The organism is Labrys sp. Lb11 (assembly GCF_057554225.1).
The window spans coordinates 991402-1012832 of the sequence record NZ_BAAJOT010000003.1; the positions used below are offsets into that span (position 1 = coordinate 991402).

Annotated in this window: 23 protein-coding genes; 13 read left to right on the forward strand and 10 right to left on the reverse strand. The window is 72.0% G+C overall.

The features are described 5' to 3' along the window. Positions 1-4: 4 nt before the first annotated feature. The 8 genes from AC27L4_RS14405 to AC27L4_RS14440 form a co-directional block, all read right to left on the reverse strand. Positions 5-772 (reverse strand): GntR family transcriptional regulator, encoded by a 768-nt coding sequence (locus tag AC27L4_RS14405; RefSeq protein ID WP_487142892.1) that lies wholly within the window; start codon positions 770-772, stop codon positions 5-7. A 125-nt stretch (positions 773-897) separates the two neighbouring features. Next, positions 898-1503, reverse strand: a complete 606-nt coding sequence (locus tag AC27L4_RS14410; protein WP_487142893.1) for a demethoxyubiquinone hydroxylase family protein — start codon at positions 1501-1503, stop codon at positions 898-900. A gap of 29 nt (positions 1504-1532) precedes the next feature. Next, positions 1533-2534, reverse strand: coding sequence for an ABC transporter ATP-binding protein (locus AC27L4_RS14415; RefSeq protein WP_487142894.1), 1002 nt, complete (start codon positions 2532-2534; stop codon positions 1533-1535). Positions 2535-2548: 14 nt separating this feature from the next. Then, positions 2549-3574 (reverse strand): Gfo/Idh/MocA family oxidoreductase, encoded by a 1026-nt coding sequence (locus AC27L4_RS14420; RefSeq protein ID WP_487142942.1) that lies wholly within the window; start codon positions 3572-3574, stop codon positions 2549-2551. A gap of 23 nt (positions 3575-3597) precedes the next feature. Then, positions 3598-4437: a carbohydrate ABC transporter permease gene (locus AC27L4_RS14425; protein ID WP_487142895.1), complete on the reverse strand. Its 840-nt coding sequence runs from the start codon at positions 4435-4437 to the stop codon at positions 3598-3600. 10 nt (positions 4438-4447) lie between these two features. Further along, entirely contained in the window at positions 4448-5377 is a 930-nt protein-coding gene (locus AC27L4_RS14430) for a carbohydrate ABC transporter permease (protein WP_487142896.1), read from the reverse strand. A 418-nt stretch (positions 5378-5795) separates the two neighbouring features. After that, complete coding sequence (locus AC27L4_RS14435) at positions 5796-7064, reverse strand: ABC transporter substrate-binding protein (RefSeq protein WP_487142897.1); 1269 nt, start codon at positions 7062-7064, stop codon at positions 5796-5798. Between the two features lie 42 nt (positions 7065-7106). Further along, complete coding sequence (locus tag AC27L4_RS14440; RefSeq protein ID WP_487142898.1) at positions 7107-8033, reverse strand: N-acetylmuramic acid 6-phosphate etherase; 927 nt, start codon at positions 8031-8033, stop codon at positions 7107-7109. Between the two features lie 265 nt (positions 8034-8298). Between AC27L4_RS14440 and AC27L4_RS14445 the strand changes: the two genes are divergently transcribed. The 7 genes from AC27L4_RS14445 to AC27L4_RS14475 all read left to right on the forward strand — a co-directional run bounded on the left by AC27L4_RS14445 (position 8299) and on the right by AC27L4_RS14475 (position 14128). After that, positions 8299-9174, forward strand: a complete 876-nt coding sequence (locus tag AC27L4_RS14445; protein WP_487142899.1) for a glucosamine kinase nucleotide-binding domain-containing protein — start codon at positions 8299-8301, stop codon at positions 9172-9174. Next, on the forward strand, positions 9171-9935 hold the full coding sequence (locus tag AC27L4_RS14450; protein WP_487142900.1) for a GntR family transcriptional regulator: 765 nt from the start codon (positions 9171-9173) through the stop codon (positions 9933-9935). Before AC27L4_RS14445 ends, AC27L4_RS14450 begins: the two co-directional genes overlap by 4 nt. After that, complete coding sequence (locus AC27L4_RS14455; RefSeq protein ID WP_487142901.1) at positions 9932-10957, forward strand: SIS domain-containing protein; 1026 nt, start codon at positions 9932-9934, stop codon at positions 10955-10957. The genes AC27L4_RS14450 and AC27L4_RS14455 overlap by 4 nt, the downstream gene beginning before the upstream one ends. Then, positions 10957-12096, forward strand: a complete 1140-nt coding sequence (nagA, locus tag AC27L4_RS14460; protein WP_487142902.1) for an N-acetylglucosamine-6-phosphate deacetylase — start codon at positions 10957-10959, stop codon at positions 12094-12096. The genes AC27L4_RS14455 and nagA overlap by 1 nt, the downstream gene beginning before the upstream one ends. A 211-nt stretch (positions 12097-12307) precedes the next feature. Next, positions 12308-12619: a cupin domain-containing protein gene (locus AC27L4_RS14465; protein ID WP_487142903.1), complete on the forward strand. Its 312-nt coding sequence runs from the start codon at positions 12308-12310 to the stop codon at positions 12617-12619. A 118-nt stretch (positions 12620-12737) separates the two neighbouring features. Beyond that, entirely contained in the window at positions 12738-13403 is a 666-nt protein-coding gene (locus AC27L4_RS14470) for a MarC family protein (RefSeq protein WP_487142904.1), read from the forward strand. A 62-nt stretch (positions 13404-13465) separates the two neighbouring features. Beyond that, on the forward strand, positions 13466-14128 hold the full coding sequence (locus tag AC27L4_RS14475) for a sulfite oxidase-like oxidoreductase (protein ID WP_487142905.1): 663 nt from the start codon (positions 13466-13468) through the stop codon (positions 14126-14128). Between the two features lie 5 nt (positions 14129-14133). On the opposite strand, the gene AC27L4_RS14480 is transcribed toward AC27L4_RS14475, so the two are convergent. Both AC27L4_RS14480 and AC27L4_RS14485 read right to left on the reverse strand, forming a co-directional pair. Beyond that, entirely contained in the window at positions 14134-14766 is a 633-nt protein-coding gene (locus tag AC27L4_RS14480; protein WP_487142943.1) for a response regulator, read from the reverse strand. A gap of 14 nt (positions 14767-14780) precedes the next feature. Then, entirely contained in the window at positions 14781-16244 is a 1464-nt protein-coding gene (locus AC27L4_RS14485; protein ID WP_487142906.1) for a HAMP domain-containing sensor histidine kinase, read from the reverse strand. A gap of 190 nt (positions 16245-16434) precedes the next feature. Between AC27L4_RS14485 and AC27L4_RS14490 the strand changes: the two genes are divergently transcribed. The 6 genes from AC27L4_RS14490 to AC27L4_RS14515 all read left to right on the forward strand — a co-directional run. Then, the gene (locus AC27L4_RS14490; protein WP_487142907.1) at positions 16435-17424 is read left to right on the forward strand and encodes an AAA family ATPase; all 990 of its coding nucleotides are present in this window, start codon (positions 16435-16437) and stop codon (positions 17422-17424) included. Positions 17425-17691: 267 nt separating this feature from the next. Then, the gene (locus tag AC27L4_RS14495) at positions 17692-18588 is read left to right on the forward strand and encodes a DUF58 domain-containing protein (RefSeq protein WP_487142908.1); all 897 of its coding nucleotides are present in this window, start codon (positions 17692-17694) and stop codon (positions 18586-18588) included. Beyond that, positions 18572-19039 (forward strand): DUF4381 family protein, encoded by a 468-nt coding sequence (locus AC27L4_RS14500; protein ID WP_487142909.1) that lies wholly within the window; start codon positions 18572-18574, stop codon positions 19037-19039. The genes AC27L4_RS14495 and AC27L4_RS14500 overlap by 17 nt, the downstream gene beginning before the upstream one ends. Position 19040: 1 nt before the next feature. Then, a complete protein-coding gene (locus tag AC27L4_RS14505; protein WP_487142910.1) occupies positions 19041-20018 on the forward strand; it encodes a VWA domain-containing protein in 978 nt (325 codons plus the stop codon). Then, on the forward strand, positions 20015-20944 hold the full coding sequence (locus AC27L4_RS14510) for a VWA domain-containing protein (RefSeq protein ID WP_487142911.1): 930 nt from the start codon (positions 20015-20017) through the stop codon (positions 20942-20944). Before AC27L4_RS14505 ends, AC27L4_RS14510 begins: the two co-directional genes overlap by 4 nt. Beyond that, positions 20941-21431: tetratricopeptide repeat protein (locus tag AC27L4_RS14515; protein ID WP_487142912.1), on the forward strand; the 491-nt coding region annotated here is incomplete at its 3' end. The genes AC27L4_RS14510 and AC27L4_RS14515, both read left to right, overlap by 4 nt.

The following is a 21431-nucleotide window of genomic DNA, read 5'->3' on the forward strand; positions in this document are numbered from 1 at the left end:
CCGGTCAGGCGTCCGGCATGGACGCCCTCGCCTCGATCGTGACCTTGACCACGTCGGTGCGGACCCAGGAGGTGTGGTAGTCGAAGACCCGCTCGTCCCGCCCCCAGGACGCCGAGGTGATGAGCAGCAGCGGTACGCCGGCGTCGACGTCCAGCAGGTCGGCCAGCTCGGCCGTCGCCGCCACGGCCTCGACGCTGCGCCGGGCGCCGTGGATCGCATGTCCCGCCGCGCGCAACGCCCGGTTCAGCGACCCCTGCCCCTGCAGCAAGCCGCTCGCGGCGACCACGCCCTCCAGCTCCGGCAGGAGGTAGTTGACCGAAACCAGGGCCGCCTGCCCGTCCAGGCGGCGCAGGCGCTTCAGCACATAGCCGGGCCGACCCGCATCGAGGCCCAGGGCCTCCGCCGCGACCGGCGGCAGCGCGGCCTGTCCGGCGGCGATGACGCGGCTCTCGACCGCGCGGCCATGCAGATCGGCCTCCGCCTCGAAGAACCCCTCCGCCACCTGCAGGAGCCAGCCGGACTGCTGCGGATCGATCACGAAGGCGCCCCGGCGGGGCACCATCCGGATCCGCCCCTTCTCCTGCAGGCTGCGCAGGGTCTCGCGCACGGTCGAGCGTGCCAGGTCGTAGCTGCGGCACAGCTCCGTCTCGCCCGGCAGCCGGTCGCCCGGCACATAGCGCCCGGCATCGATCTCAGCCTCCATCAGGCGGGAGAGCTGGAGGTAATAGGGTTCCGGCGATGTGCGGTCGATGCCCTGCGCCTGCCTGATCATAGGCCTTGCCCGTTTTGTACGTACAGAACGTACAGACGTGACGACGGCTTGGCAACTGGAAAGTCGGAGAGGATGGAGAGCATGGCACCGGGTGCGAACGCCGGCCGGGAACGAGGTGGCGGCCGTCAGCCGTCCCGGCGCGCCGCGGCCAGGGCTCGGGCCATCCGGGACGAGTCTCCCCAGGTCGATAGCCAGATCAGGACGTCGGTGGCGACGGAGATGATGCCGCGCAGCCAGCGCAGCAGCGGGCCGGGCGAGCGGAGCTGGCCTTCGGCGTGCTGCAGGTGCGCCAGCTCCTCCTCGCGGATCGACAGGATCAGCGCATGAAGCGCGGCGTCCCGCTGCTCCAGGAAATGGAGCTGGTCGTCGAGATGGCGGTGCACGGCTGCTTCGACCGCAGCCGTGCAGGCCCAGATGCCCTGGCGGCCGAGCAGCGCGGTCAGGAAACCCAGCAGCCAGCCGCCATGGCCCCAGAACCGCATCACGCGGCAGGGTCTGGAATTGCGGGCCGGCATGGCCGCCTGGAAGCGCGCGCAATGCTCACGTTCATGCCCGAGCATCTCGGTCAGCGCCGGCACGCAGTCCGGCCAGAACCGGCGCGCCAGCCCGATCTGGGCCGAGTAGACCCGGATCGCGCCGAACTCGCCGGCATGATTGACCCTGACGATGCGGGCGACGGTGAGCGCATCGCGCGGCGACAGCCGTCGGATCCGCTCGACGTCGTCGGTCATGGCCATCCCCGAGACATCGCCTCAGGCCCTCACGCCGCCTTGCGCCGTCCCTCCGCGTCGAAGCGATGCACCTTGCCGTCGATCGGGGTCACCGCCACCGTGTCGCCGACGCCGTGCGGCTCGTCGCCGCCGGTGCGCACGGTGAGCAGGCCGAGGTCGGGCGATTCCACATAGAGCATGGTGTCGGCGCCCAGGTGCTCGGCATGGGTGACCTTGCCGCGCCAGGCCCCGTCCGCCGCGATCGCCAGGTGCTCGGGCCGCACGCCGATCGTGGCGGCGCCGGTGCGGCTGGCCAGCTCGCCGGTGACGAAGTTCATGGTCGGCGAACCGATGAAGCCGGCGACGAACAGGTTGGCCGGGCTGTGGTAGAGCTCCAGCGGCCGGCCGACCTGCTCGATCAGGCCGCCGTTGAGCACCACGATCTTGTCGGCCAGCGTCATCGCCTCGACCTGGTCGTGGGTGACGTAGATCATGGTCGCGCCGAGCAGCCGATGCAGCTTGGCGATCTCGATGCGGGTGGCGACGCGCAGCGCCGCGTCGAGGTTGGAGAGCGGCTCGTCGAACAGGAACAGGCTCGGCTGGCGCACCACCGCCCGGCCGATGGCGACGCGCTGGCGCTGGCCGCCGGAGAGCTCGGCCGGGCGCCGCTCCAGGAGCGGCTCCAGGCGCAGCATGGTCGTGGCGGCGGCGACGCGCTTGTCGATCTCGGCCTTGGCGACGCCCTCCTGCTGCAGGGCGAGGCTCATATTGTTGCGCACGGTCAGATGCGGATAGAGCGCATAGGTCTGGAACACCATGGCGATGCCCCGCTTCGCCGGCGGCGTGACGTCGACCACCTTGCCCTCGATCCGGACATGGCCGGAGGTCTGCTCCTCCAGACCGGCGATGATGCGCAGCAGGGTCGACTTGCCGCAGCCCGACGGTCCGACAAAGACGACGAACTCCCCGTGCGCGACCGAAAGGTCGACCCCCTTGATGATGTCGACCTGGCCGAACGACTTCCTGATGGATTCCAGAGCCAGCGAGCCCATTGTCCGTCTCCCCCTTAGAGATCGATGGCGCGGCGTTCGCGCATGGAAAGGTCGGCGGCGAGCGCGATCTCAAGCGAGCGCACCGCATCGTTCATGTGGCCGGTCAGGTCGATGTCCTCGCGGATCGCGCTGAGGACGAAGGCCTGCTCGCTGTCGCACAGATCCTGGTGGCCGGGCTCGCCCTGCATCGAGACCAGGCTGTCCGGCCTCTCGAACCGGCCGCCCTCCGTCAGCGCCGCGTGATGGACGCGGATGGTCGCCGTCTTGGTGTGGGTGTCGATGTCGGCGGAGCGGGCGCCTTCGTCCATGACGATCGAGACCGAGCCCTTCGGGCTGATCACGTCCTTCACGAAGAAGGCGGTCTCCGAGATCATCGGCCCCCAGCCGGCCTCGTACCAGCCGACCGAGCCGTCCTCGAACAGCACCTGCAGGTGGCCGTAGTTCACCTGGGTCTCGGCGACCTCAGACGACAGCCGCACGCCCATGCCACGCACCTGCACGGGCCTCGCATCGGTGATCTGCAGCATCACGTCGAGATAGTGCACGCCGCAGTCGACCACCGGCGAGGTGCTCTGCATCAGGCGCTTGTGGATCTCCCAGGCACTCCCCGAGGACTGCTGGTTGAGGTTCATGCGCATGACGTAGGGCGGCCCGAGCTCGCGGGCGAGGCGGATGAACTCCACCCAGGACGGGTGGTGCCGCAGGATGTAGCCGATCACCAGCTTGCGGCCGGTGCGGCGGGCGGTCTCGACCACGCGCCGGGCTTCGGCCACGGTCGGGGCCAGCGGCTTCTCGACGAAGACATGCGCGCCGGCCTCCATCGCCGCGACCGCGAAGTCGGCATGGCTGTCGGTGTAGGTGTTGATCGAGACCAGGTCGGGCTTCAGCGCCAGGCCCTGCTCGAACGTCGCCATCCGGGGATAGGCCTGCAGGGCGTCCGGCAGGGCGACCGGCGTGCGGTTGCCGAGGCCGACGATCTCGAAGCCGGGATTGGCGTGGTAGGCGAGCGCGTGGCTGAGGCCCATCTGGCCCAGTCCCATGACGAAGGTGCGGAGAGGACGGCTCACTTGACGGCTCCTGCGGTCAGGCCACGGATCAGCTGGCGGGAGAACATGAGGTACAGCACCAGGATCGGCAGGATGGCGAGGGTCAGCGCCGCCAGCACCGCGTTCCAGTTGGTGACGTACTGGCCGATGAAGACCTGGGCACCGAGCGTCACGGTCTTGGTGCTCTCGCCCGGGGCGAGGATCAGCGGGAACCACAGGTCGTTCCAGATCGGGATCATGGTGAACACCGCCACCGTGGCGATGGCCGGGCGCACCAGCGGCAGCACCAGCCTGAAGAAGATGGCGTATTCCGACAGGCCGTCGATGCGGGCGGCGTTCTTCAGGTCGCCCGACACCTGGCGCATGAACTCCGACAGGATGAAGATGGCGAGCGGCAGGCCCTGGGCCGTGTAGACCAGGATCAGGGCGAGATGCGTGTTCACCAGGTTCGTCGCCACCATGATGTTGAGGATGGCGATGGTGCCGAGCCGGATCGGGATCATGATGCCGAGCGCCATGTAGAGCCCGAGCAGCGTGTTGCCGCGGAAGCGGTATTCCGACAGGGCGAAGGCTGCCATGGCGCCGAACAGCAGCACCAGCACCAGCGAGCCCATGGTGACGATCAGGCTGTTGAGGAAGTAGAACAGGAAGTCGCCCTGGCCGAGCACCGTGACGTAGCCGACGAGGTCGAAGGTCTTGGGCGTCGGCGGCGTCAGCGGCGCCCCGAAGATGGCGGCGCGGGTCTTCAGCGAGTTGATGATCACCAGCGCGATCGGCGCCAGGCAGATCAGCGTGTAGCCGCCGAGGGCCAGGTGCATCAGGGCCGTGTTGACGGGCGAGGAACGGGCGCGGTTCATGTCGGGCTCCTCAGAACTGGTAGCGGCGCATCCGCCGCTGGATGACGAAGAGGTAGAGGGCCACGCCGCTCAGGATGATCAGGAACATCATGGTGGCGATGGTCGCGCCCATGTTCTGGTCGCCGAGCTGCAACTGGAAGCCGAAGAAAGTGCGGTAGAGGAAGGTGCCGAGGATGTCGGAGGCGAAGTCCGGGCCGGCGAGCGCGCCCTGGGCCGTATAGATCAGGTCGAAGGCGTTGAAGTTGCCGACGAAGGTCAGGATCGAGCAGATGCCGATGGTCGGCAGGATCAGCGGCAGCTTGATCTTCCAGAACTGCGAGGGCCCGGTGACGCCGTCGAGCTCGGCCGCCTCGACCACCTCCTCCGGGATCGACAGGAGCGCCGCATAGATCAGCATCATCGGCACGCCGACATATTGCCACACCGAGATCAGCGACAGGGTGAGCAGCGCGGTCGATTCCTGCCCGAGCCAGGGACCGAACAGGCTCTTCAATCCGACGAGATTGAGCAGGCTCGGCGTCACCCCCCAGATCGGACTGAGGATCAGCTTCCAGGTGAAGCCGACCACGACGAAGGACAGCATCGTCGGCAGGAAGAACGAGGTGCGGTAGAAGGCGACGCCCCGCAGCTTCGGCACCGACAGCATCGCCGCCAGCGCGATGCCGATCGGGTTCTGGATCAGCATGTGGACGATGAAGAAGAACACGTTGTTGCGCAGCGCGTTCCAGAAGCTCGCCGACCAGCGCCCGTCCAGGAACAGTACCTTGAAATTGTCGAGGCCGACGAAGATCTGGGCGTTGTCGACCGAGCGGAACAGGGCCAGCCGCAGCGTGTCGGCCAGCGGCACGATCATCAGGGCGGTGTAGACCAGCGCCGCCGGCGCCAGGAATACCAGGATATGCCAGCGCCGCGGGCGCTTCGGCGTCTCGATGTCGGACATGGACCGCATCCTTTCGGCGAGGCGGTGAGGTGGGGACCGGGTGGAACGAAGCTGCGGGACCGCGATCCGTGCCGCCGGGAGGCGGTCCGGTGAGATCTTTCGCAAGATAGCATTGTCGTCGATCGGTCAGGCATGTTGCAGCGACGGCAGGGTCCATCTGCTGCGGCCACGGCGCGGCGCCGCATCGCGGCTCCGGCCGGCATTCACGGCGGCCCTCCCCGAACAGGCTCTCCAGAACCTGCCTGCAGTCGAGCACCCGAGCCGGCCTTGATTTGCATTGCGATGCCAAACCAGCCGCGGCGAGGGCCACGAGACGCTGCCCGGGGGGCGCGAAGATGGACGGGAGAGCTCCCGTCCAGGGCATGTGGCGTCTATGGGCCGCCCCGTTCCCGGCTGGAAGCGGGGCGGCGGTCGCGTCCTACTTCGCCGCCGGCTTGTACCAGCCGTCGAGACCGCTCTGCAGGCGCTTGGCCGCGGCCTCCGGGGTCTCCGTGCCGTTCAGCACGTTGGCGGCGGCGCCCCAGGTCTCGTTCTCGAGGTTGGGCGTACCGCGCGACAGGATCTGGTAGGTCGAGCGGATGGTCGGCTTGCAGGTCTCGCGCCAGGAGACGAACTCCTTGGCGATCGGGTCCTTCAGCTCGACATTGCCCGGCTGCAGGCTGAAGAAGCCCGGCAGGGCGTTGGAGTAGATCTCGGCGAATTCCGGCGTCGCGGTCCAGGCCAGGAAGGTCTTGGCCGCCTCGGCGTTCTTCGAGGCCGCGTTCATGCCGAGCGCGATGTCGACATGGTCGGAGATGTAGCAGGGGTCGCCCGCCTTCTTCACCGGCGGCGGGAAGGCACCCATCTTCAGGTCCGGCGTGGCGTTGAACTGGGCGATGTCCCAGGAGCCGGCGGGATAGATGGCGGCGCGGCCGAGGGTGAACAGGGTCTGGCTGTCTGGATAGGCCTGGGCCTTGTAGCCGTCGCCCATGTAGGGCGCCCAGCGGGCCAGCACCTTGAAGGGCTCGACCCATTGCGGGTCGGTCAGCTTCTCCTTGCCGGCGATCAGGGCCAGACGCCCCTCCTCGCCTTTCCAGTAGGTCGGGCCGATGTTCTGGTAGCCCATCGTCGCCGCTTCCCACTGGTCCTTGGTGCCCAGGTCGAGCGCGGTGTAGGTGCCGTCGGCCTTGATCTTCTCCAGCACCGCGAAGAACTCGTCCTCGGTCTTGGGCGGCTGGATGCCGAGCTTGTCGAAGGCTTCCTTGTTGTAGATGAAGCCGTGGATCACCGAGGCGACGGGCACGCAGAACGTGGTCTTGCCGTCATCGGTCGACCAGCCGGCCTTGGCCACGGCGCTGAACTTGTCGACGCCCGGAATGTCGTTGACCGAGGTCAGGTTGCCCTTCTGGAACAGCTGCAGCGACTTGTCGAACGGACGGCAGGCGATGATGTCGCCGGCGGTACCGGCGGCCAGTTTGGCGCCGAGCGCCGCGTCGTACTCGGTCGGCGCCACCGGCTGGAACACCACCTTGATGTCCGGATGGGCCTTCTGGAAGGCCGGAATGATCTTCTCGTTCCAGATCGACAGGTCGTCGTTGCGCCAGCTCTCGATGGTCAGCGTCGTCTCGGCCCGGGCCGCGGTGCCGAGGCCGAGCGCCGCCACGCAGACGGAGGCGCGGATCAGGCTGCGGATGGTGGTCATGCTCATGAGGGTCTCCCTAGTCCTCTCGTTTCGTTGGATATCCGGCGGTTAGGACCAGCCCTGGCCCGTCCGCCGATGCGGTGCTGCGAGCTCGGCGAGGCAGGCCCGCACGTTCCCGCCGCGACTTTCCAGAAGCGCCCTCGCCTCCTGCGCGCTGCGCGCGCCGGCGCCGAGGACGATCGCCGTCTTGACGTTGCCGTCGGAAGCCTCCAGCGCCGCGGCGGCGGCCTCCTCGCCGACGCCGGCGGCCCGCATGACGATGCCGGCGGCGCGGCGGCGCAGCTTGTCGTTGTCGACCTGCAGATTGACCATCAGCCCGTCATAGACGTGGCCGAGGCGGATCCCGACCAGGGTCGAGAGCATGTTGAGGGCGCATTTCTGCGCGGTGCCGGCATTCATGCGCGTCGAGCCGGCGATCACCTCTGGCGGCGTCGCCAGCAGCACGGCATGGTCGGCCTCGTCGAGCAGCGGCGTGCCGGCGTTGGAGGCGATGCCGATGGTCAGGGCCCCGCGCTCGGCGGCCCGCCGCAGCGCCGCGACCGCATAGGGCGTGCGTCCGCTGGCGGACACCGCGACCAGGGCGTCGGCCCGGCCGACGTCGAGGCTGTCGACGTCGCGCCGCGCCTGGACCTCGTCGTCCTCGGCGCCGCCGGGGATCTCGAACAGGGCCCCGCGGCCGCCGGCGAGCAGCACCGGCACCCGGTCGGCGGCGATGCCGTAGGTGCCCGGCAGCTCCAGCGCGTCGACCTGCGCCAGCAGGCCGGAGGAGCCGGCCCCGGCATAGACGAGCCGGCCGCCGTGGCGCAGGCGCTCGGCGACGGCCTCGCCCGCGGCGGCCAGCACCGGCACCGCGGCGCCGACCGACTCCACGGCCTGGCGCTGGGCGGCCACCATCGCGGCCAGGGCCTCGGCACTCGGCCAGGCGTCGATGCCGCGATAGCTGTCGCTCGCTTCCTCGGTCCGCTGCCCCGTCATCCGCCCATCGCCCTGCCGGTCTGGTTGAGAACGAGGCGGATAGTACCAATATAAGACCTTTCGTCAATCCCTTTTTTAACGCCTTTGTGAATATTCGGCAGAACACCCCGCTCGGCTCGCTTCGGGTGAATTTCACTCAAAATGCGTGGAAATCAGCGCGCTGAAATTGCCTTTCAGGCAGGGTAGCCGCGATTGCCCGGGGCGGCGCATTTTCGCAATTTACAAACTGGTTTATATTGGTATTGTCGAGATCGGAGAGACACTCATGGCCGAAGCGCTCTATCTGGGAATTGACGGCGGCGGCACCACCAGCCGGGCGCGGCTCACGGATGAAGCCGGCCGCGTGCTCGGCGAGGGCCTCGCCGGTTCGTCGAACCTGACGACGCTCGGCGCCGAGGCGGCCGCGGTCGCAATCCGGGCCGCGGCAGCAGCCGCGATCCAGGCCGCCGGCCTGGACGAGGGCGTGGCGGGCCGCGTGCATGCGGGGTTTGGCCTGGCCGGCGCCAACGTGCCGAGCCTGGCCGCCGCGATCGAGGCCGTCCCCTTCGACTATGCCAGCGTCGCCATCGCCTCCGACGCCGTCGTCGCCTGCCTGGGCGCCCATGGCGGCCGCGACGGCGCCATCCTGATCCTCGGCACGGGTTCGCAGGGCCTGGCCCTGGTCGAGGGCCGTGCCACGGCGGTCGGCGGCTGGGGCTTCGCCGTCGGTGACGACGGCTCCGGCGCCATTCTCGGCCGTGCCGCCGTCCGGGCGGCGGTGCTGGCCGCCGACGACCTGGCGCCGCGCTCGGCCCTGACGCGGGCGGTGATGACGCGCTTCTCCGACGATCCGTCCGAGGCGGTGATCTGGGGCAAGACCGCGACCCCGCGCGACTATGGCAGCTTCGCGCCCCTGGTGTTCGAGCATCGCAGCCGGGACGACATCGTCGCCGTCGCCCTGATCGACGAGGCGGTGGCCGCGGTCGGCCGCCTGATCGACCGGCTCGCGGCGCTCGGCGCCGACCGCGTCGCCCTGATGGGCGGCCTCGCCGCGCCCTACCGGCCCTGGCTGCCGGAGCGCTTCGCGCCGCTCCTGGTGCAGCCGCAGGGCGACGCCCTCGACGGCGCCCTCGCCCTCGCCCGCCGGAGACGGACGCGATGACCCGGATCGCCAGCATTCTCGGCGCCGACGGCCTGTCGGCGGACAACCCGGCGCCGCTCTATCTCAGGCTGCAGGACCGCATCAAGGCCGCGATCCGGCGCGGCGACCTCAAGCCGCTCGACGCACTGCCGGGCGAGCGCGACATCGCCGAGGCCTTCTCGGTGTCACGCGTCACCGTGCGCAAGGCCCTGTCCGGCCTAGTCGAGGATGGCCTTTTGAAACAGCGCCAGGGCTCCGGCACCTTCGTCGCCGCCCCGCCCCAGCGCGTCGAGCAGGCGCTGTCGCGCCTCACCTCCTTCAGCGAGGACATGCGGCTGCGCGGCCTGGAGCCGACGGTGCGCTGGCTCGGCCGCGAGGTCTCCCTGCCCTCCCCGCAGGAGGCGATGCGCCTGTCCCTCTCGCCCAGCGAGACGGTCAGCCGGCTCAAGCGCCTGCGCCTGGCGGGCGGCGTGCCGATGGCGATCGAGCTTGCCACCATTCCCTGCCGCCACCTGCCCGACCCGGCGCTGGTGACCGATTCCCTCTATGCGGTGATGTCGGCCCGGGGCGTGCGCCCGGTGCGCGCGCTGCAGCGCCTGTGCGCCGCCAACCTCTCGGCGGAGGACGCCGCCCTGCTCGACGTCGCCCCCGGTGCCGCGGCCCTGGCGATCGAGCGCCTGTCCTATCTGGAAAACGGCACCCCGGCCGAGTTCACCCAGTCCTGGTACCGGGGCGATGCCTATGACTTCGTAGCGGAACTGACTTTGAGGCGAGACCCATGACCTTGACCGCCATGGCCACCGAGATCCGGCAGACGCCGGAGGCAGTGGCCCGTTTCTTCGACCATGAGAGCGCGGCCCTCGCCGCGCTCGGCCCCCGGCTCCGGGCGCTGCAGCCGCGTGTCGTCGTGACCTGCGCCCGCGGCTCCTCCGACAACGCCGCCGCCTATTTCAAATATGTGCTGGAGATCCTGCTCGGCGTGCCGGTCGCCTCGATCGGCCCGTCCGTCGCCTCGATCTATGCCGCGCCGCTGCGGCTCGAGGGCGCGGTGGTGGTCTCGGTGTCCCAGTCGGGCAAGAGTCCGGACATCGTCGCTTTGCAGGCGGCCGCCCGCAAGGCCGGCGCCTTCTCGATCGCGGTGGTCAACGTCGCCGACTCGCCGCTCGCCGCCGGCGCCGACGCGGTGCTGCCGCTGCATGCCGGCGTCGAGAACAGCGTCGCCGCCACCAAGACCTTCCTGTCCTCCTGCGTCGTGCTGGCGGCGCTGATCGCCGAATGGGCCGACGACGGCGCCCTGCGCGACGCCCTGCGCCGCCTGCCGGCGGCGCTGAAGGGCGCCGTCGCGGCGGATTGGAGCGAGGCCCTGCCCGTGCTGCAGGCGGCGCAGTCGGCCTATGTCGTCGGCCGCGGCCCGTCCCTGCCCATGGCCTTCGAGGCGGCGCTGAAGCTCAAGGAGACCGCGGTGCTGCATGCCGAGGCCTTCAGCGGCGCCGAGGTGATGCATGGCCCGCTGCAGTTGCTCGGCCCCGGCTTCCCCGTGCTGGCCTTCCGGCCGGGCGATGCGGCCCATGCCGCCATGGGCGACACGCTCGGGCGGCTCGCCGCCGCCGGCGGCCGGGTGTTCGCCGCCGAGGATGGGCCGGCCGCCGCCGGCCGCCTGCCCTTCGTCTCCTGCGGCCATCCGCTGCTCGACCCCGTGCTGATGCTCGCCTCCTTCTACGGCCTGGCCGAGGCGGTGGCGCGGGCCCGCGGCCATGATCCCGACAAGCCCTCGCATCTGCGCAAGGTAACGGAGACGGTCTGATGCCCATCACCGCCCTGACCGGTGCGCGGGTCTTCACCGGCTCGCGCTTCCTCGACGGCCATGCCGTGCTGGTCGACGGCGAGCGCATCGCCGCAGTCGCGCCCGTGGCGGAGCTGCCGGCCGACATGCCGCGCGAGCCTCTCGCCGGCGGCGTCCTGGCCCCCGGCTTCGTCGACGCCCAGGTCAACGGCGGCGGCGGCGTGCTGTTCAACGAGACGCCGGACGCGGCCTCGCTCGCCCGGCTCTGCGCCGCCCATGCCCCCTTCGGCTCCACGGCCCTGCTGCCGACCTTCATCACCGACCGGCCCGAAGGCATGAGCCGGGCGATCGCGGCGGCGCGGCAGGCGATCGCCGAGGGCGTGCCCGGCGTCGCCGGCCTCCACCTGGAAGGGCCTTTCCTCTCCGTCGCGCGCAAGGGCGCGCACGACCCGGCGCTGATCCGCCCGCTCACCGACGCCGATGTCGACCTGATCCTCGGCGCCGGCCTGGAGACGCTGCTGCTCACCGTGGCGGTGGAGAACGCCGCGCCGCGGCTGATCCGCCGCCTGGTCGAGGGCGGCGTCGTCGTCAGCCTCGGCCACACCGACGCGACCTGCGAGGCGGCGATGGCGGCGGCGGATGCCGGCGCCCGCGGCGTCACGCATCTGTTCAACGCCATGTCGCAGCTGCAGCACCGCGCCCCCGGCGTGGTCGGCGCGGCCCTGGCCCATGGCGGGCTGTGGGGCGGCATCATCGCCGACGGCCATCACGTGCATCCCACCGCGCTCCGCCTGGCGCTGGCGGCCAAGCAGGGGCCGGGCCGGCTGTTCCTGGTCACCGACGCCATGCCGCCGGCCGGCGACGCCGGCGACGTCTTCATCCTCAACGGCCGGCGGGTGACGCGCCGCGACGGGGTGCTGACGCTCGACGACGGCACGCTCGCCGGTTCCGACCTGGTGATGGACGCGGCGCTGCGCTACGCCGTCGCCCATCTCGGCGTCGCGCCGGAGGAGGCGCTGCGCATGGCCAGCCTCTATCCCGCCGAGTTCCTCGGCCTCGACCGCGACAGGGGCCGCATCGCCGCCGGCTACCTCGCCGACCTCGTGCATCTCGACGAGGGGCTGAAGGCCCGGCGGACCTGGATCAAGGGCGTGGGGTGAGGCCGTAGACCGTCAAAATAAAGGGTGCGGAGCCCCCCTCTCCCGCTGGGAGAGGCGCGGGGGTAAGGATATAAACGGTCCGGAACAAAGCTGGACGGATCGAGCCCTGCCGCCAGGATTCGGCTTTTTCCTGAAAGGCTTAGCCCCACCTGCCCCTCTCCCGGCGGGAGAGGGGTTCCACCCGCCCCACCCGAAGGAAGAGTTCCCCGCCATGTCGTTCCAATGCAACGTGCCCGCCGTTCCCACCGTCTCGCAGGATGACGACGCCGTGCGCATCACGCGCTGGGATTTCGCGGTGGGCGCCGCGACCGGCTGGCACACGCACGGCTGGCCCTATTTCGTGGTCATGCTGACCGACGGCATCCTGCGCGTCCACAACGGCGCCGCGGTGACCGACGTGCCGCTCGCCGCCGGCCAGTCCTACCAGCGCCCCTCCGGCATCCAGCACGACGTCATGAACGGCTCGCCGCACCCGATCGCCTTCGTCGAGATCGAGGTCAAGCGACCGGAAGCGCTGGCTTAGGGCGATCGCGAACACCGCAGAATTCGGCGTGGGCGCCGCTTGACGGCTGCGGGATCCGCCCGGCTAATTGTACCGTCCGCGGCGGCCGCAGCCGCCGGCGCCGCAGCGGAGGCCTGACGTGGGCTTGGTCAACTGGTCCTACGCCATCCCGAATTTCCTGCTGGCGCTGTCCGCTCTGTTCTCGATCGTCAATCCGATCGGCGGCGCCTTCATCTTCAGCCAGATCACCGCCGACCGCACCCATGCCCAGCGCGCGGCGCTGGCGGGCCGCATCGGCGTCTACTCCTCGATCGTCATGCTCTGCGCCCTGTGGGCGGGCAGCTACATCCTCAGCTTCTTCGGCATCAGCCTGGCGGCGCTGCGCATCGCCGGCGGCCTGGTCGTGGCCATCAACGCCTGGGAGCTGCTCTCCGCCCCCGAACAGCGCGACGAGCGCAAGCAGCAGCAGGCGGGCGATGCGCTCGGCTCCGGCGACGTCGCCTTCTACCCCCTGACCATGCCCTTCACCACCGGGCCGGGGACGATCTCCGTGGCGGTCGCCCTCGGCGCCAACCGGCCGCACGTCCCGGCCGACCTGTTCGGCTTCATCGTCGGCAACTCCGCAGCGGCGGCGGCGATCGCCGTGATCATCTGGATCGCCTATCGCTGGGCCGATTCGCTGACCATGTTCCTGGGCCGCACCCAGTCGCAGATCGTCGCGCGCCTGTCGGCCTTCCTGCTGATGTGCGTCGGCACGCAGATCATCCTCGCCGGCATCGCCGAAGCCTTCCACCTGTCGATGTGAAAGCCTATCTCGGGCGGGCACGCCCGAGGGATTTCCGAACGCCCCAAGCGGAAGAGGCCGCCATGACCGACGACGCAGACACGCCCGCGCCCACGAAACTGACGAAGACCAAGCAGCGCTGGGCGCGCGAGGGCCGTTTCCTCACCGGCCGCGTCACCCGGGCCGGGGCGGAACGCCTGCCGCCCGGCCAGCATCTGGTCGAGGGCTGGCCGGTGCTCGACCTCGGCGAGCAGCCCGTCGTGCCCCTGGAGCGCTGGCGGCTGCGTGTGACCGGCGCCGTGGAGCGGCCCGCCGTCTGGGATTGGGCAGGGATGCAGGCCCTGCCCCAGAGCCGCGACGTCTCCGACATCCACTGCGTCACCACCTGGTCGCGCTACGACAACGCCTGGGACGGCGTCTCGACCCGCGACCTGCTGGCGGCGGTGCAGCCCGGCCCGGAGGCCCGCTTCGTCGTGCTGCACAGCCATGACGGCTACACCACGAACCTGGCGCTGGAGGACTTCGCCGCCGACGGCGCCATCCTGGCGCACAGCTGGCAGAGCCGGCCGCTGGAGCCCGAGCATGGCGGGCCGCTGCGGCTGGTGGTGCCGCACCTCTACTTCTGGAAGAGCGCGAAATGGCTCGAGCGCATCGAGTTCATATCCGAGGACCGGCCGGGCTTCTGGGAGGTGCGGGGCTATCACAACCACGCCGATCCCTGGCTGGAAGAGCGCTATTCGGACTGAGCCCCTCACCCCGGCTCGTCGTTGCGCAGCAGCCCGGTGCCGATGGCCAGCCAGACCAGGTGGGCGTCGGTGCGGGCGCCGAGCTTGGCCTTGATCTGGTAGTGATAGTTCTGCACCGTCTTCAGGCTGAGGCAGAGCGCGTCGGCGATGGCCTCGGCCGCAAGGCCGGAGGCGACCATGCGCAGGATCTCGACCTCGCGCGGCGCCAGTTCCTCCAGCGGCGATTGCCGGCTCGACAGGCGCTCGCCGGCGATCTCGCGGGCGATGTCCTGGCTCATCGCCCGCCCGCCGCGCGCCACCTGCTCGACCGCGCCGATCAGCTCGTCCGGGGCGCTGCTCTTGGTGACGTAGCCCGCCGCCCCGGCCTCGAAGGCCTTGAGCGCGAAGGCCGCGCCCTGGTGCATGGTGAACACCAGGATGCGGGCCTTGCGGTCCCATTGCCGGATATGGCGCACCGCCTCCAGCCCGCCCGGGCCGGGCAGCGACAGGTCCATGATCACCAGATCCGGCGCGGTCTCGCGATAGGCGCGGTAGGCGTCGGCGGCATTCTCGGCCTCGGCGACGACACGGTAGCCCGACTGCCGCTCCAGCAGCCGCCGATACCCCTCGCGCACCACCGGATGGTCGTCGACCAGCATGATCGACAGGCCGCTCACGCCCTCGCCTCCCGGCCGCGCGGCGGGCCGAACAGCGTCGCCGCCCGAGCCGTCTCGCCCGGATCATCCGGCGCGGCATGCCGGCGCCCTCTCTCCGCCGCGGCCTCGCCGGCGCGGCCGAGGGCCGGGATCACCGCTGCGATGCGCAGGCCCCGGGCCGCACGGCCGATCGACAGCGTGCCGCCGAGAGCGCCGATGCGCTCGCGGATGCCGAGGATGCCGAAGCCGGAGGCGGCCGCGACCTGCTCGGGATCGCCGCCGCCGTCGTCCTCGACCACCAGCGAGACGGCGCCGTCTCCGGGCGGGCGCGCCACCCGGGCCAGCACCTCGCTCGGCCGGCCGTGCCGGGCCGCGTTGGTGAGGCATTCCTGGGCGATGCGATAGACGTGCAGGGCTTCCTGCGAGGCGACGCCGGAGAGGTCGCCCGTCACCTCCAGGCGGAACCGCGTGCGGTTGCCCGCCTGGGCGTTCCAGGCCGCCACCATCAGGCGCAGGCTCGCCTCCAGCCCGAGCTCGTCGAGGTCGGGCGGCCGCAGCCGCATCAGCGCGCCCTTGAGCGTCGCCATCATCTGCGTGGCGATGCGCGAGATGGCGCGGGCGTCCTCGCCGAGGTCCGGACGCTCCCGCGGCGCCCCCGCGGCGATCGAGGCCGCCAGGGCGCTGGCGGCGGTGAGGCATTGGCCGAACTCGTCGTGCAGGTCGCGCGCCAGGGCGCGCCGCTCGTCCTCCTGCACCTGGAACAGGCGCCGCGTCAGCGCCGCGCGCTCGGCGCCGGTGCGCTCCAGCCGGCTGGCCAGGGCGTTGAAGGCGCGGGCGATGCGGCTGAACTCGAGCGTGCGGAACGCCGGCAGGCGGCTCGACAGGTCCCCCTGCTCCAGCCGGCGCAGGCCCTGCATGATGGTCTGCGCCGGCATCAGCGCGTGCCAGACCGCCATGGCCGCCAGCAGCGCCATGCCGGCCGCCATGGCCGCAGCCATGCCGGCGACGACGCGGAACTGGTGCCAGGCGCGCGTCGCCGCCGCCACCGGATCATGCGTCGCCACCACCCGCCGCGGCGGCTGGCCGACGATGGCGACCGGCGCCTCGACCGGCTCGCCCGGGCTGAACACCAGGCTGAACGCCTCGCGGAACCAGTCCGGCGCCGTCGTGCCCAGCGTGTTCCAGCCGCTGCACAGGCGGCGCTCGACATCGTCGGGCTGGGTGAACTCGACGCAGACCCCCGGCGACATCACGCCGAGCATGGCGATGTAGGACCGGGTCGGCGCGGTGGCGTTGTAGGCCCAGCCGGCGCTGCCGAGCATGTAGGTGCGCTCCAGCTGATAGGCGACCCGCTCGGCCGACTTGCTGGTCTCGGTGCGCACCATGCCGTCCGTGTCCGCCACCACCCAGGCGACGGCGCAGGTCAGGCACAGCAGCGCCACCGCGACGATGCGCAGCGTCAATCCCACCAGCAGGCTCATCGAACGCCCTCCTGCTCGAGAACCGGACCCAAGGTCGGCGGGGCGGCTCGGCGCCATCTGGCGCCCGGATAGGCCGGGATGGCAAGGGCCGCGACGCGAGATCGGGCAAATTGCCCAAGCCAGCGACGCCGATAGCCCCTACAACCATGGGGCCGGGCCGTCGGAGCCGGGCGCGACCGCCGGAGCCGCCATGGAAATCGTCCGCACCGCCGCCGATGTCGAAGCGCAGGCCCGCTCGCGGGTGGCGGCGCTGGCGCAGGCGCTCGAGCGCAGCCTGATCGGCCGCAGCCCGCTGGTCCGGCGCCTCGCCATCGCCCTGCTCGCCGGCGGCCACATCCTGATCGAGGGCGTGCCGGGCCTGGCCAAGACGCGAGCGGTCAAGCGCCTCGCCGACGGGCTCGAAGCCTCCTTCGCCCGCATCCAGTGCACGCCGGACCTGATGCCGGCCGACCTCACCGGCACGCCGGTCTGGCGGCCGGACCGCGGCGTGTTCGAGTTCGTCGCCGGTCCGGTGTTCCACTCGCTGGTGCTGGTCGACGAGATCAACCGCGCCCCGCCCAAGGTGCAGTCGGCGCTGCTGGAGGCCATGGCCGAGCAGCAGGTCACGGCCGGCGGCGCCACCCACCGCCTGCCCGATCCCTTCATGGTCGTCGCCACCCAGAACCCGATCGAGCACGAGGGCACCTTTCCCCTGCCCGAGGCGCAGCTCGACCGCTTCCTGTTCCATGTCGCGGTGGATCTGCCGGACGCGGCCACCGAGCGCGCCATCCTCGACCTGGTCGAGCATGAGAGCCTCGCAGCGCCGGCGCCGCTGCCGCACCGCCTGAGCGTCGCCGAGATCCACGCGGCCCGGGGCGAGGCCGCGGCCGTGCACCTGGCGCCGGCGCTGAAGGACTACGTCGTCCGCCTGGTGATGGCGACGCGCGACGGCTCGGCCGGCGAGGCCGTGCGCGCCGCGATCGAGCATCCCGTCTCGCCGCGCGGCACCCTGTCGCTCGCCGCCGCCGCCAAGGCCCGCGCCTATCTCGAAGGCCGTGCCTACGCCACGCCGGACGACGTCCGCGACCTCGCCCCCGACATCCTCGCCCACCGCCTCGGCCTGACGTGGCGCGCCAAGGCGGAGGGCGAGACCGCCCGCGGGCTCGTCGCCCGCATCCTCGACCACGTCGCGCCGCTTTGAGGAGGAGACGATGGGCGCCAAGACCAGAGCCTGGCTGCAGCCGCACGGCGGCAAGCCATGGAAAGGCAAGGCGGGCTCGCCGGTCCCGAGAATCCCCTCTCCCGACCGGGTGAGGGGTCGGGGCGAGGGGTTGGACGGTCCCGAACGAGGCTGGACGGATCGAGCCTTGCCGCCCGGATCCGGTCCTGCTTCTGGAAGGCCCGGCCCCTCGCCCCTGCCCCTCTCCCGGCCGGGCGAAGGGTCTTCCGCGCCCCGGACCCGCCCGCGATGAAGCTGGCCGACGGGGCATCGATCGACACCGAGGCCTTGCTGCGCCTGCGCCACCTGGTGACGCGGCCGCGCCTGGCTCGCGCCGACCGGACCACCGCCCGACCCGGGCCGATCGTCACGCGCCGCCGCGGCCGCGGCAGCGAGCCTGACGACATCCGCCTGTGGGCGCATGGCGACGACATCCGCCATATCGACCGCAACACCACCGCCCGCACCGGCGTGCCGCATGTCCGCACCTTCCGCAACGAGCAGGAACTGACCACGCTGCTGCTCGCCGATTTCCGGCCTGCGATGCTGTTCGGCACCCGCCGCGCCTTCCGCTCGGTGGCCGCGGCCGAGATCCTCGCCCTGGCGGGCTGGCGAGCCGTCGGCGTCGGCGGCAAGGTGGCGCTGCTTGCGATCGGCGGCCCTGAGCCGCTGCTCGTCCGCCCGGCGCTCGGCGACCGCGCCATGCTGGCGGTGATCGGCGGCCTGCACCGCGCCCATGGCGAGGCCCTCGCCGCGGCTGCCGGCCGTGTCCAGCCGCTGGTCGAAGCGCTCGGCATGGCCGCCTCGCTGCTGCAGCGCGGCGGCACGATCATCGCCGCCACCGGCCTGGAACCGCCGGGCGAGGGGTTCGAGGCCGAGGCCCGGCGCATCGGCCACCGCCTCGACCTGCGCTTCGCGCTGATCAGCGACGCCTTCGAGCGCAAGGCCCCGCCGGGACGCTACCCCTTCCTGACGCTGGACGGCCGCCGCGGCGTCCATGCCGTGCATCGCGGCGATGCCCCGGCCGGCGACGACCGGATCGCGGCGTTGCGGGCCCTCGGCGCCCGGGCCGTGCGCTTCGATGCGGAGCTGCCGCCGGAACGGCAGATGCATGCCTTCGGGGAGTTTCATGGCGACCTCGACTGACCCGCTCGCCGCCCTGAGGGCGATCCACCTGCCGCCACCGCCGCCCTCCTCGCTGCCGGAGACGCTGGCGCTGGCGGCCGCGGCCGGGATCGCCTGCGCCCTGCTCGTCCTTGCCGTGATGGGCGTGCGCACGCGCCTCGCCCGCCGCCGTTCGCCCGCCGGCGAGGCGCTTGCCGCCCTGGCGCGCTCCGGCTGCCTGCCGGATGGCGAGAGGCTCGCCGTCCAGGCCGCGGCGCTACGGCGCTACATCGCCGCCACCGCGGGAACAGAAGCGGCGCGGGCGCGCAGCGACGCCTGGCTGGCGCAGCTCGACGCGACCTTCGCCACGGACTTCTTCACCGCCGGCGACGGCCAGGTCTATGGCGACGCCCTCTACCGGCCGCCCGGCCGCGTCGATCCCGACGCCACCGGAGCCGCGCTCGGCCGGCTGCTGCGGCGCGCGAGGGCCTGACATGCTCGGCTTCGCCACGCCGCTCGCCCTGCTGGCCCTGCCCCTGCCGCTGCTGGTCCGGCTGCTGCTGCGCCGGCGTCACGCCGCTCTCGGGGCCTTGCGCGTGCCGGCCTCCCTGGTCGGCGATACCGCCGCGGCACCGCGGCGCCGCGGCGCCGCGGATGCCGGCCTGCCCCTCGCGGCCGCGGCCTGGATTGCCCTGGTGATCGCCATGGCCGGCCCGCAATCGGTGATGCCGAACGCGGCCTTGCCGATGAGCGGACGCGACATCATCCTGGCACTCGACTTCTCCGGCAGCATGGAAGCGCGGGATTTCACCCTCGACGGCCGCCCGGCCCGGCGCATCGACGCCGTCAAGGCGGTGGCGACCGAATTCCTCCGCCGCCGCGCCGGCGACCGAATCGGCCTCGTCCTGTTCGCCGAGGAAGCCCAGCTCGCCGCCGCGCCGACCTTCGACCTCGCCGCCGTGGAGAGCGCCCTGAAGAATGCGGAGATCGGCATGCTCGGCCGCTCCACCGCCATCGGCGACGGGCTCGGCCTGGCGCTGAAGCGGCTGAAGGACTCGGCCGCGCCGACCCGGCTTGTCGTGCTCCTGTCGGACGGCACCAACACCGCCGGCGCCGTCAGCGCCCATGCCGCCGCCGAGCTCGCCCGGGCCCTGGCGATCCGCGTCCACACCATCGCGCTCGGCGACGGGGCGGGCTCCGGTCCCGACGCCGCCGATGTCGTCGACGAGGCCGCGCTCGGCGACATCGCCGGCACCAGCGGCGGCCAGGCCTTCCGCGTCCGCAGCACCGGAGATCTGCAGGCGGTGACGGCAGCGATCGAACGGATGGAGGCCGGCGACATGCCGGCGGCGGCGGTCTCGGTGGCGCGCGAGCTCTGGCCCTGGCCGGCGGCGCTGGCGCTGCTGCTCTGCCTCGCCGGCTTCTTCGTGCAGGGCGGCCTGCCGACGCTGCCGCTGTGGAGGCGGGCATGACCGGCCTCGCCGACATCGCCCTGCTGCGCCCGCTCTGGCTGGTTGCGCCGCCGCTGCTGCTCGTCCTCGCCTGGCTCGCCGGCAGCCGCGGCGACATCGGCGACTGGCGGCGCGCCGTCGATCCCGGCCTGATGGCGGCGCTGGAACGGCGGGGCGCCGTGGTCGCGGCCGCCCGGCGCGGCCTGGCGCTCTCCCCCTGGCTGCTCGCGGCCGCGGCGATCGCGGCGGCGCTGGCCGGCCCGGCGCTCGAGCGGCCCGAGGCGAACACCTTCCGCAACCTCGACGGGCTGGTGATCGCCCTCGACACCTCGCGCTCCCTGGCCGAGGGCGGCGCCCTGCCCGAGGCCCGGCTCGCGGCCATGCAGGTGGCCGAGGCTGCCGGCTCGCGCCAGGCGGCTCTCGTGCTGTTCGCCGGGGACGCCTATCTCGCCGCCGACTTCAGCGCCGACCGCGCCACGCTGCGGCCGCTGCTGCTGGCGGCGACCGGCGACCTTGTGCCTGACGGCGGCAGCCGGCCGGCCCGCGCCGTCGCCCTCGCCGGCGCGCTGCTGGCCGACGCCGGCACGCTCGGCGGCGACGTCGTGCTGGTTTCCGACGGCGGCGGCATCGATGCGGCCGCCGCCGCGGCGGCGAAGGCCCTGGCCGGGGCGGGCCACCGGCTGCATGTGTTGTTCGCGCCGGCGCCGCAACGACCCGCCGAAGCGCCCGAGCCGGACCGCGCCGCCGCGGCCCGGCTGGCGGCGGCCGGCGGCGGCCGCCTCGCCGATGTGTTCGACCCGGGTCCGGTGGTCGCTGCGGCCGGCGTCTCGACCGCCGAGCGGCTCGGTCCGAGCGGCTATGCCGCGCTGGTGTGGCGCGACCTCGGCCGCGCCGGGCTGGTGCTCGCCGCCATCCCGCTGCTGGCTCTGTTCCGGAGGCGGCCATGAACGGCCTCATCATGACGGGCGCCGCCGTGCTGGTCGCCGGTGTTGCTGCCCTCTCCGGCGCGGACCGCGGCGGGCGGCTGCTGCTGGCCATGGGCCTGCCGTCGGCAGCCGCCACGGTGCTGCAGGATCCGGCCTGGCGCGGCGTCGCGCTCTACCAGGCCGGCCGCTTCGCCGAGGCGGCGGCCGAGCTCACCCGCACCCGCAGCGCCGAGGCCGCCTACAATCTCGGCAATGCCTTCGCCCGCAACGGCAACCTCGCCCTGGCGGCCAAGGCCTACGACCTCGCCGTGAGGCGCAACCCCGACGATGCCGACGCCCTCGCCAACCGGGCGCTGGTGCTGGCCCTGCTCAAGCAGCGGGCGGAGGGCGCAGGCGACGACAAGGTGCAGGGCAACGCCGCCTCCGTCGCCGGCACGGAGCACCAGGGCGGCACCAACGAGGCCGGCGGCGAGGACAAGGTCCCCTCCAGCGAGGGGGACGGCATGGC